Annotated in this window: 9 protein-coding genes; 8 read left to right on the top strand and 1 reads right to left on the bottom strand. The window is 73.2% G+C overall.

Features of this window, described 5'->3' with window-relative positions; genetic code table 11:
* Positions 1-11: 11 nt before the first annotated feature.
* The 5 genes from ACFV57_RS24490 to ACFV57_RS24510 all read left to right on the top strand — a co-directional run bounded on the left by ACFV57_RS24490 (position 12) and on the right by ACFV57_RS24510 (position 5,871).
* A complete protein-coding gene (locus ACFV57_RS24490; RefSeq protein WP_385236238.1) occupies positions 12-1,103 on the top strand; it encodes an ABC transporter ATP-binding protein in 1,092 nt (363 codons plus the stop codon).
* Complete coding sequence (locus ACFV57_RS24495; protein ID WP_385236094.1) at positions 1,100-2,188, top strand: ABC transporter ATP-binding protein; 1,089 nt, start codon at positions 1,100-1,102, stop codon at positions 2,186-2,188. The genes ACFV57_RS24490 and ACFV57_RS24495 overlap by 4 nt, the downstream gene beginning before the upstream one ends.
* A gap of 163 nt (positions 2,189-2,351) precedes the next feature.
* Positions 2,352-3,170, top strand: coding sequence for a class I SAM-dependent methyltransferase (locus tag ACFV57_RS24500; protein WP_385236097.1), 819 nt, complete (start codon positions 2,352-2,354; stop codon positions 3,168-3,170).
* 121 nt (positions 3,171-3,291) lie between these two features.
* Positions 3,292-4,695 (top strand): M1 family metallopeptidase, encoded by a 1,404-nt coding sequence (locus ACFV57_RS24505; RefSeq protein WP_385236100.1) that lies wholly within the window; start codon positions 3,292-3,294, stop codon positions 4,693-4,695.
* 114 nt (positions 4,696-4,809) lie between these two features.
* Positions 4,810-5,871 carry an alpha/beta hydrolase gene (locus ACFV57_RS24510; RefSeq protein ID WP_385236103.1) on the top strand — a complete coding sequence of 354 codons (1,062 nt, stop codon included), beginning with the start codon at positions 4,810-4,812 and terminating at the stop codon, positions 5,869-5,871.
* Positions 5,872-5,881: 10 nt separating this feature from the next.
* Here the strand turns inward: ACFV57_RS24510 and ACFV57_RS24515 are convergent, their stop codons facing one another.
* The gene (locus tag ACFV57_RS24515; RefSeq protein WP_385236107.1) at positions 5,882-6,499 is read right to left on the bottom strand and encodes a trimeric intracellular cation channel family protein; all 618 of its coding nucleotides are present in this window, start codon (positions 6,497-6,499) and stop codon (positions 5,882-5,884) included.
* 160 nt (positions 6,500-6,659) lie between these two features.
* Between ACFV57_RS24515 and ACFV57_RS24520 the strand changes: the two genes are divergently transcribed.
* The 3 genes from ACFV57_RS24520 to ACFV57_RS24530 are packed head-to-tail and all read left to right on the top strand — an operon-like array spanning position 6,660 to position 10,299.
* Positions 6,660-7,520, top strand: a complete 861-nt coding sequence (locus ACFV57_RS24520; RefSeq protein WP_385236110.1) for a thioesterase family protein — start codon at positions 6,660-6,662, stop codon at positions 7,518-7,520.
* 54 nt (positions 7,521-7,574) lie between these two features.
* Positions 7,575-8,003, top strand: coding sequence for a CU044_2847 family protein (locus tag ACFV57_RS24525; protein WP_385236113.1), 429 nt, complete (start codon positions 7,575-7,577; stop codon positions 8,001-8,003).
* Between the two features lie 22 nt (positions 8,004-8,025).
* Positions 8,026-10,299 carry a trypsin-like peptidase domain-containing protein gene (locus ACFV57_RS24530; RefSeq protein WP_385236116.1) on the top strand — a complete coding sequence of 758 codons (2,274 nt, stop codon included), beginning with the start codon at positions 8,026-8,028 and terminating at the stop codon, positions 10,297-10,299.
* The last annotated feature ends 10 nt before the right edge of the window (positions 10,300-10,309 follow it).

Here is a 10,309-nt window from a genome sequence, read left to right on the forward strand (position 1 = left end):
CCGCTTCGGACCTGACGAAGACCGGGGCCGCGGTCGGCGAACCGGCACCGGCCGGCTCCGGTGCGCCCACCGCCTTCCTCGAAGTGCGCGACCTGAAGGTGCACTTCCCCACCGACGACGGCATCGTGAAGTCGGTGGACGGCCTGTCCTTCTCCCTGGAGAAGGGCCGCACCCTCGGAATCGTCGGCGAGTCCGGCTCCGGCAAGTCCGTCACCTCGCTCGCCGTCATGGGCCTGCACCGGGCCTCCCGGCAGCAGCGCAGCAAGGTGGACATGTCCGGGGAGATCTGGCTGGACGGCAAGGAGCTGGTCGGCGCCGACCCGGACGAGGTGCGCCGGCTGCGCGGCCGCGAGATGGCGATGATCTTCCAGGACCCGCTGTCCGCGCTGCACCCCTACTACACGGTCGGCGCGCAGATCGTGGAGGCGTACCGGGTCCACAACAAGGTCGACAAGAAGACCGCGCGCAAGCGGGCGGTCGAGATGCTGGACCGGGTGGGCATCCCGCAGCCCGACAAGCGGGTGGACGACCACCCGCACCAGTTCTCCGGCGGTATGCGCCAGCGCGCGATGATCGCCATGGCGCTGGTCAACAACCCCGAGCTGCTGATCGCCGACGAGCCGACCACCGCCCTGGACGTGACCGTCCAGGCGCAGATCCTGGACCTGATCCGCGACCTCCAGAAGGAGTTCGGCTCGGCGGTCATCATCATCACCCACGACCTGGGGGTGGTCGCCGAACTGGCCGACCAGCTGCTGGTGATGTACGGCGGCCGCTGCGTGGAGCGCGGCCCGGCGGACAAGGTCTTCTACGAACCGCAGCACCCGTACACCTGGGGCCTGCTGGGCTCGATGCCGCGCATCGACCGGGAGCAGACCGAACGCCTGATCCCCGTCAAGGGGTCGCCGCCCAGCCTGATCAACGTCCCCTCCGGCTGTGCCTTCAACCCCCGCTGCCCGTACGCGGACGTCCCCGGGGACGACGTCACCCGCACCGTCCGCCCCGAGCTGCGCGACGCCGGGGGAGGCCACTTCGCCGCGTGCCACCTGGCGCAGGAGGAGCGGACGCGGATCTGGACCGAAGAGATTGCGCCGAAGCTGTGACCGAGACTGAGCAGACCGGCGCCGCGGCCGGTACGACGGACGGGACCGAGGAGAGCGCCGCCGCCGCGCCGCTGCTGAAGGTGCGCGGCCTGGTACGGCACTTCCCGATCACCAAGGGCCTGCTCAAGCGGCAGGTCGGCGCGGTGCAGGCGGTCGACGGCATCGACTTCGACGTACGGCCGGGGGAGACCCTGGGCGTGGTCGGCGAGTCCGGCTGCGGCAAGTCGACGATGGGCCGGCTGATCACCCGGCTGGACGAGCCCACCGGCGGCACCATCGAGTTCGAGGGCCGCGACATCACCCATCTGTCGCCGGGCCGGCTGCGCCCGATGCGCCGCGACATACAGATGATCTTCCAGGACCCGTACGGATCGCTGAACCCGCGGCACACCATCGGCGGCATCGTCGGCACCCCCTTCCGCCTCCAGGAGGTCGAGCCCGAGGGCGGTGTGAAGAAGGAGGTGCAGCGGCTGCTGGAGCTGGTGGGGCTGAGCCCGGAGCACTACAACCGCTATCCGCACGAGTTCTCCGGCGGCCAGCGGCAGCGCATCGGCATCGCGCGGGCGCTGGCGCTCAAGCCCAAGCTGGTCGTCGCCGACGAGCCGGTCTCCGCGCTGGACGTCTCCATCCAGGCGCAGGTCGTCAACCTCATGGACGACCTCCAGGACGAACTGGGCCTGACCTACGTCATCATCGCGCACGACCTGTCCGTCATCCGGCACGTGTCGGACCGGATCGCGGTGATGTACCTCGGCAAGATCGTGGAGCTGGCCGACCGGAACGCGCTGTACCAGGCGCCGATGCACCCGTACACGAAGGCGCTGCTGTCCGCCGTGCCGGTGCCCGACCCCAAGCGGCGCACCCAGCGCGACCGCATCCTGCTCAAGGGCGACGTGCCCTCGCCGATCGACCCGCCCTCGGGCTGCCGGTTCCGTACCCGCTGCTGGAAGGCGACCGAGGTCTGCACGACCACCGAGCCGCCGCTGGTATCGCTGCGCACCGGCCACAAGGTGGCCTGCCACCACCCGGAGAACGCGCCGGAGGGCGCGGCGAGCACTCCGGAGGCGGGCGGGAACGGAAGCTGAACCGGGGCGCCCGGGATGGCACGGGGCCGGTGCGGGGCGCGCGGGAGCGCCGCCCGCGCACCGGCCCCGCGGCTTTCGTCACTGCCTTGACCGGCCGGTTTTGCCGACCATAGATTCAGCGGGCGCCGGCGGCGCCCGCCGGCCGGTCCCAGGAGGTAGTGCCTTGTCCGCGCAGCAGGAAGCCCACGACGCCGGCGCCACGGCGCCCGACCCCGCGCTGGCCGCCTACGAGGCGGTCGCGGCGGACTACGACACCATCGTCGAGGACCCGTACCTGCTGCGCTGGATCACCTTCTACCGCAAGCTCATCGACCGGTACGGCCCGGACGGCAAGCGGCTGCTGGACGCCGGGTGCGGCACCGGCCGCGGCACCCTCGCCCTGCGGGACCACCTCGGCTACACGGTGACCGGCTGCGACCTCTCGCCGCAGATGATCGAGGTGGCCCGCGCCAAGCCGGAGGCGGCCGGCACCCCGTTCGCCGTCGCCGACCTGCGGGACATGCCGGACCTCGGCTCCTTCGACGTCGTCACGTGCATGGGCGAGCCGCTGAGTTACCTGTCGGGCGGCGAGGAGCTGGCGGCCGCGTTCGCGGGCCTGGGGCGGCAGCTCGCGGACGGGGGCGTCGTGGTCTTCGACATGACGACGCTGGGCAGCTTCCGGCGGGACTACGCGGTCACCAAGGTCATGGACCGGGACGGACGGTTCGACGTGTGGCGGGGCGGGCCCGTGCCGGTGGAGCCCGACACGGTCGTCGACGTCACCCACGACTACTTCGCGCGCACCGGCGACGACTCCTGGCGCCGGGTGTCCTCCCGGCACCTCTACCACCACCACTCCGACGCCACGGTGCGCCGCCGGCTGGCCGCCGCGGGGCTGCGGCTGCTGGCCGCACACGGCGTCGAGGGGCGCAAGCTGACCGACGTCCCGGACGAGGACGCCTGCCGGAAGATTCTCTACGTGGCCGGAAAGCAGTCCGGGTGAAGCGTCAACTGGCCTGTGTGGCATGACAAGTTGGCAAAGTTCGGCGTGAATGGCGACAGCAGAGTGCAGAGTCGGCGCGGTTGTGCACCAGACGACATCCGTGTGTTCGAAGGGACGGCTCATGGCACTCTCCCGCTCAGCACGTCGCCCCGCCCGTCTGCTCCCCCTCGCCACCGCGGTGGCCGCCGCCTGCACCCTCGCCGCGGCCCCCGCCGCGTCCCCCGGCGCCCCGGGCGTCGGCGACCCGTACTTCCCGAACCTCGGCAACGGCGGCTTCGACGCCCTGCACTACGACCTCGGCGTCAGCTACGAGCCCGCCACCGGCCGCCTCGACGGCCGTACGGAACTGACCGCGCGCGCCACCCAGGACCTCAGCTCCTTCCACCTCGACCTCCAGAAGCTGAAGGTCACCTCGATCGAGGTGGACGGCAGACGCGCCGCCTTCACCCGCTCCGGCGACGAGATCACCGTCACGCCCCGGCGGCCGCTGGAAGAGGATGAACGATTCACCGTCGAGGTCGTCTACGCAGGGGTGCCGCTGCCGCTCAGCGGGCCCATCGTCTTCGGCTCGGACTACGGCTGGATGAAGACCGACGACGGCGTCTTCGTCGCCTGCGAGCCCAACGCCGCGTCCACCTGGTTCCCCTCCAGCGACCACCCGGGCGACAAGGCCACGTACGACATCCGCATCGACGCGCCCGAGGGCCTGACCGGCGTCTCCAACGGGCGGCTGGTCGACCGCCACGACGAGGACGGGCGCTCGTACTTCCACTGGCGCGAGCGCGAGCCGATGGCGACGTACCTGGCCACCGCCACGATCGGGAAGTTCGACGTCCGCACCGGCACCACCCCCGGCGGCGTCCCGATCTACGTCGCCACCGATCCCAAGCTGCCGACCGGGACCGTCGACGTCTACGGCATCACCGCCGCGGTGACCGACTACGGGGCGAAGGTCTTCGGCCCGTACCCGTTCGAGGAGACGGGCGCCATCGTCGACGACATGCCGCAGGCGGGCTTCTCGCTGGAGACCCAGACCAAGCCGGTCTACTCGGCCGTGCGCAGCGAGACGACCATCGCCCACGAGGTCGCCCACCAGTGGTTCGGCGACTCGGTCACGCCCCGCACCTGGCAGCACATCTGGCTGAACGAGGGCTTCGCCTCGTACGCGCAGTGGCTGTGGGACGAGCACAAGGGCACCCGGACCGCCTACGACGCCTTCCGCGCGGCGTACGCGGCCCGGCCCGCCGACTCCGACTTCTGGAAGATCAAGGTCGGCGACCCGCAGCGGGACACCATGTTCGCCTCGGCGGTCTACACGCGCGGCGCGATGACGCTCCAGGTGCTGCGCGAGCGGATCGGCGACCGGGCGTTCTTCAGGCTGCTGCCCGCGTGGACGAAGCAGCACCGCCACGGCAACGCGGACACCCGGCAGTTCATCGCGCTGGCGGAGAAGATCTCCGGTCAGCGCCTCGGCGACCTCTTCCACACCTGGCTGTACACCACCGGCAAGCCGGCGCTGCCCTGACGCGCCGGCGGGCCCGTGCGGCGGAACACCACCCGGCGCGCGGGCCCGCTTCGGGGTGCGGCACGCCGCGTCACGTACCGTCGATGGTGGTACGAGCGGTGGAAGGGGACACGGATGAGCCTGACCGGAACCCCGTTCTTCGTGGTGCTGGTGATCGTGACGGTTCTCGCCGTCCTCGCCACGCTGCTGTTGTGGGGCAGAGCCCGGGGGCCACGGCCCCTGCGCTGGCTGGTCCGGGTCCTGCTGATCGGCCTGTGCCAGCTCACCGCCATCTGTGCCGTCGCGGTCGCCATCAACAACAGCTACGGGCTCTACGCGTCCTGGGACGACCTGCTGGGCACCGAGCAGGACGAGGTCGCGATGCCGGGCCCGCCGGTCGGGCGCGCCAAGTTCAACGACGGCCCGAACGGCATCAAGGACACGTACTTCCGCGGCGCGAAGTCCCAGCTGTCCGGCCAGGTGATGGTCTGGACGCCGCCGCAGTACGACGACCCGGCGTACCGCAAGACCAGGTTCCCGGTCGTGATGCTGCTGCACGGCGTGCCCGGCTCGCCGCAGTCCTGGCTCGAACAGGGCGGGATGCCCGGCGACCTCCAGCAGCTCGTCGAGGGCAACGCGGCGCACCCCTTCATCCTGGCCATGCCCGTGGTCAACCCGGGCAGCGTGGACACGGACTGCACCGACACCCCGCACCGCAAGACCGCGACCTGGATGGCGACCGACGTCCCGGATCTGATCGCCCACCACTTCCGTACCGCGCCGGGCCCGAAGAACTGGGGCCTGCTGGGCTTCTCCACCGGCGGCTTCTGCGCGGCCAAGCTGCCGCTGCAGTATCCGAAGACGTTCGGCGCGGGCGTGGCCTTCGACCCCGACCCGCTGACCGGCGACCCGGACGTGCTCGCCGACCCGGTGCTGCGCCAGCGCAACAGCCCGCAGTGGCTGGTCCGGCACGCCAAGGCCGACGTGGGGCTGTTCCTGGCGACCTCGGCGCAGGACCCGATCAGCCCGCCCGGCAACATCGAGCGCCTCAAGAAGGCCGCCGAAGGCACCCGGACCCGGGTCAGAACGCTGGTGCTGCCGACCGGGGGCCACAACTACGGCACATGGACGCGGATGTATCCGGCGGCCTTCGGGTGGCTGAGCCAGGAGCTGACGGCGCCGGAGCCGTCGTCGTAGGGCGCGGGGGTCAGGAGCGCGGCTTGAGCTGCTGCGGCCGCGGCAGGTGGAAGCCGAAGTAGACCGCCGCCATGCGCAGTGCGAAGACCAGCCCGGCGCAGACCACGGCGGCGAGGTCCGCGCGCACCTGGAGGTGGTGCAGGCCCAGGTAGGAGGCGGCGCCGGCGAGCGCCGCGATGGCGTACACGTCCTCGCGCAGCAGCAGCGGCGGGAACTCGCCGCACAGCACGTCGCGGATCACCTCGCCCGCCACGCCGCTCAGCACCGCGAGGATGATCACCGCCAGCGGGGTCGCGCCCGCGGAGATGGCCGCGCGGGCGGCGATGACGGTGACGACGGAGAGCCCGACCGCGTCGACGACCAGCAGCGACTTGCGGGGCAGCTGCCAGTACCGCAGGTAGATGATGGTGCCCACGCTCACGCAGATGATCAGCGTGAGCAGGACCCAGTCGTGTGTCCAGTACAGGGGATGGTCGTCGAGGATCAGGCTGCGCAGGGTGCCGCCGGACGTGGCGGCGGCGAACGCGAGCACCAGCCCGCCGAACGGGTCCATGTTGGCGCGGTACGCGGCCAGCACCCCGCTCGCGGCGAAGGCCGAGATGCCGACCAGGTAGAGCACGTGAAGCATGGGCCCATGATCTCAGGCCGCCGGACCGCGTCGCGCGCGCCGCGGTCGCGCGACGCCCGCGGCCTGGCGGCAGGGCCCGAGGTCGAGGCGGTGGAGCCCGCGGACGGTTGAAGAAAAAAGGGTCTACCGGTCAGTAACAAATCCGTGTAGCGTGCCGCGCATGGCACAGGTGACCATAGGTAACAGCGAATTCGACCGCGACACGGCGGTCGTCCGCCGCGCCCCCGGCCACTACGAGGCGGACCTCTCCGCCGGCTGGACGATCATCCACGCGGTCAACGGCGGCTATCTGCTCGCCCTGATGGGCCGGGCCCTGGGCGACGCCCTGCCGCACCCGCACCCCTTCTCGGTCACCGCGCACTACCTCACCGCCTCCGTCCCCGGCCCCGCCGTCATCCGCACCGAGACCGTCCGCACCGGCCGCACCATGTCCACCGGCACCGCCACCCTCGTCCAGTTCGAGGAGGACGGCACCGAGGTGGAGCGGCTGCGGGTGCTCGCCGCGTACGGCGACCTCGACACGCTCACCGACGACATCCGGACCACCGCCAAGCCGCCCGCCATCCCCCCGTACGAACACTGCCTGGGCGCGGACAGCGCGCCCGAAGGGCAGCCCACCATCCCCGGCAGCACCGCCATCACCGACCGGCTCACCATCCGGCTGGACCCCGCCACCTGCGGCTGGGCCGTCGGCGCGCCCTCCGGCAACGGCGAGATGCGCGGCTGGTTCGGCCTCGCCGACGGCCGCGACCCCGACCCGCTCTCGCTGCTGCTGACGGTCGACGCGATGCCGCCCACCGCCTTCGAACTCGGCCTGACCGGGTGGGTGCCCACCGTCGAGCTGACCACCCACATCCGCCGCCGCCCGGCCCCCGGCCCGCTGCGCGTCGCCATCACCACCCGCAACCTGGCGGGCGGCTTCCTGGAGGAGGACGCGGAGGTCTGGGACAGCGCCGACCAACTGGTCGCCCAGTCCCGCCAACTGGCACGCGCGCCGAGGTCCGCCACCGCCACCGCGTGAATCGCTGCCTCCAAAGGGGGCGCGGCGGCCCCGACGACGTGCCAGACTGATCACATGGGGGACATGCCACTGAGCATCGACGAAGGCACGGGCGAAGGCGCGGTCGTCTGGCTGCACTTGGCCCCGGCCGGCCAGGCCGGCGCGGCGCGGCCCGCGGGCGCGCCGCCCGAGAAGGACGACGACGGCGCGCTGGAGCTGCCCGACGGCTTCGGCCACTCCCGCCCGGTCAGCGTGGACGGCCGGGTCGCGCGGGCGCTGACCCGCGGCGGCGAGACGCTGGAGGGCGCGCTGCGGCCGCTCGGCGCCGTACTGGGCAGCATCCACCGCTCGCTCGCCGCCGGCGACCACCGGCCGGACGAGGTCACGGTGGAGTTCGGGGTCACCCTCGGCTCGGACCTGAGCCTGGGCGTCTTCTCCGGCAACGGCGAGGCCAGCTTCAAGGTCTGTGCCACCTGGAACCTCGGCAGCGGCAGCACGACCTGAGGACGGCATGGTGGTGTCCGGCGTGGATCTGCCGCTGTACCGCTCCTTCGTCTCGGTACGCGACGCCGAACGGGCCGTGGGCGCCGGCGTCCTGCTCGGCGACGACACCGTGCTCACCTGCGCACACGTCGTCAACAGCGCGCTGGGCCGGGACCGTTACGACCAGACGCTGCCGGCCCCGGGCCGCACGGTCCGCGTCCGGCTGCCGCACGTCGCGCCCGACCGGGAACTGACCGCCCAGGTGGAGCCCGCCCTGTGGAGCCCGCCCCGCGCGACGGCGGGCGGCCGGGCGCCCGTGCCGCCCGGCGCGCTGATCCACCACGGCGACCTGGCCGTCCTGCGCCTGCCGGGCGCCGCCCCGCCCGGCGCCGAACCGGCCCCCTTCCTCCCGCACAGCTACGGCAACGAGGTCATCGCCCTGTGGGCCAGCGGCCACCCGCTGCCCACCGTGCGCGCCGTGCCCCGGGTCTCCGCGCCGCCCTGGGTCGCGCTGGACGTGGTCGGCGGCACGGAGGTCAAGGAGGGGTTCAGCGGCGGGCCGCTGTGGGACCGCGAGCGGCAGGCCGTCGTCGGGCTCGTGGTGGCCGACCTCCAGGCCCCGCCCGGCGCCCGGCCCCCGGGAGCGCAGCCCGCCGCGGCCACGCTGTACGCGATCAGCGTCCCGGCCATCGAGGCCGAACTGCCCGACCTGCCGCCGCCCGTGGTGCCCACGGCCCGGCGCGGCGTCCAGCAGCTGCTGGCCGTCCTGGAGACCATCCTGACCGGACCGGACGAGATCCGCGGCTGCGCGGAGCTGCTCGCCCACCGGCTGCGGCGGCCGTCCCCGGGCCCCGGCGCCGACCTCGACCGGCTGGTCGGGCTGGCCGTCGGCGTCCGGCGCGGCGTGCCCGAACTCCTCCAGGCCGTATGGGAACAGATGCCCGCGGACCGCGGACCGCAGTGGGAGCGGCTGCGCAGGGTGGCCCGCGCCGTCAGCCCCGGCGAGTGCCTGACCCACGGGCAGCGGCGCGGCCTGACCGGCCTGCTGGCGCACTGCGGCCGTACGGACGCGCGGGAACTGCTGACCGCCGTGCTGCCGCACGCCATCGAACTGCCCGCGGTGACCGGCCTGGCCGACGCCGTCGGCGTCCTGGAGGGCTTCGACGCCCAGGGCGCCCAGCCCATGCCGCCGCTGTTGCAGGGCGTGGTGCGCATCGGGGTCGACGAGAGCGAGGCGGGCCCGTATCCGGCCGAGGACCTCGCGGCCTGGACGGAGCGGACCGCCGTACGGCTCGGCGTGGACGTCGCCGCCGTACGGCAGTACGCGGCCGACATCCGGGGCTACCGCGCCGAGCGGGAGCGGGAAGCGGCGGCGGAGCGGCACCGCGCCTACGGCGGCCATCGGGACGCGCGGCCCGGCGGGTGGGCGGCGGTCGGCGGCGCCGCGGTGGGCACGGCTCCGGTGGGCACGGCCGCGGCCGCCGCGGGCGCCTCGCCGAACGGCGCCCGGCCGCCGCGGCGCGGGCCCGGCGGCACGCGGCTGTCCCGGGTGCCGCGCGTCCAGGTGGAGCTGCTGCCCACCGCCACCGGACGGCACTACACGTACCAGGTCTGGGCGTGGAGCGGCGGCGACGCCCCGCACCACCTCGTCCTCGCCCGGGACACCGAGGTGACCAGCGAACAGGTCGTCGACGACATCCACCGCGTCCTGGTCGACGAGATCCGGGAGGACCCCGAGCCCGCGCTCGTCGAGTTCTTCCTGCCCGCCGCCTGGCTCGGCCTGCCGGTGGACCGCTGGGAGTCCTTCGACAGCGACGAGGACGGCCCCTTCGGGCTGGGCTTCACCCGCCGGGTGGTGATCCGCACCGCCCGGCGCTCGCGCGAGAGCTACGCCGGGTGGAAGCGCCGCACCGCCGCCCTGGACGCCGCCCGCAGCCTCGTGCTGGACCACGACTGCACCGACCGCAAGGTCGCCCGCGCCCGGCTGGAGATGCAGCCCGAGGTGGGCACGGTGATCGTGTGCTGCGAACCCCGCCATCACGGCGCGCTGCTGCGCCAGTGCGTCCAGGCGGGCGTCCACACGGTCCTGTGGCACCGCGAGGAACACGGCGAGAGCATCGCGGCGGGCCTGCTCGAACTGGTCGAGGGCGGGCACCACACCCAGCTCCCCGAGACGGTGCGGCTGGAGCGCGCCAAGGCGGTCGCCGAGGTCGCGTCCGCCAACCACCGGGGACGCCAGCTCTCCTTGATGTACGACGCGCCCGACCACCGGCCACCGCAACTGGCCCCGGACGCCTGGGTGCTGACCCAGCCGTGACGCAGCAGCT

It is taken from the genome of Streptomyces sp. NPDC059788 (assembly GCF_042732265.1).
Taxonomy (GTDB): Bacteria; Actinomycetota; Actinomycetes; order Streptomycetales; family Streptomycetaceae; genus Streptomyces.

Coding starts and splice junctions, on each gene's coding strand:
- ACFV57_RS24510 (WP_385236103.1), top strand. CDS start 4,810: ATGAGCCTGACCGGAACCCCGTTCTTCGTGGTGCTGGTGATCGTGACG.
- ACFV57_RS24520 (WP_385236110.1), top strand. CDS start 6,660: ATGGCACAGGTGACCATAGGTAACAGCGAATTCGACCGCGACACGGCG.
- ACFV57_RS24505 (WP_385236100.1), top strand. CDS start 3,292: ATGGCACTCTCCCGCTCAGCACGTCGCCCCGCCCGTCTGCTCCCCCTC.
- ACFV57_RS24525 (WP_385236113.1), top strand. CDS start 7,575: ATGGGGGACATGCCACTGAGCATCGACGAAGGCACGGGCGAAGGCGCG.
- ACFV57_RS24515 (WP_385236107.1), bottom strand. CDS start 6,499: ATGCTTCACGTGCTCTACCTGGTCGGCATCTCGGCCTTCGCCGCGAGC.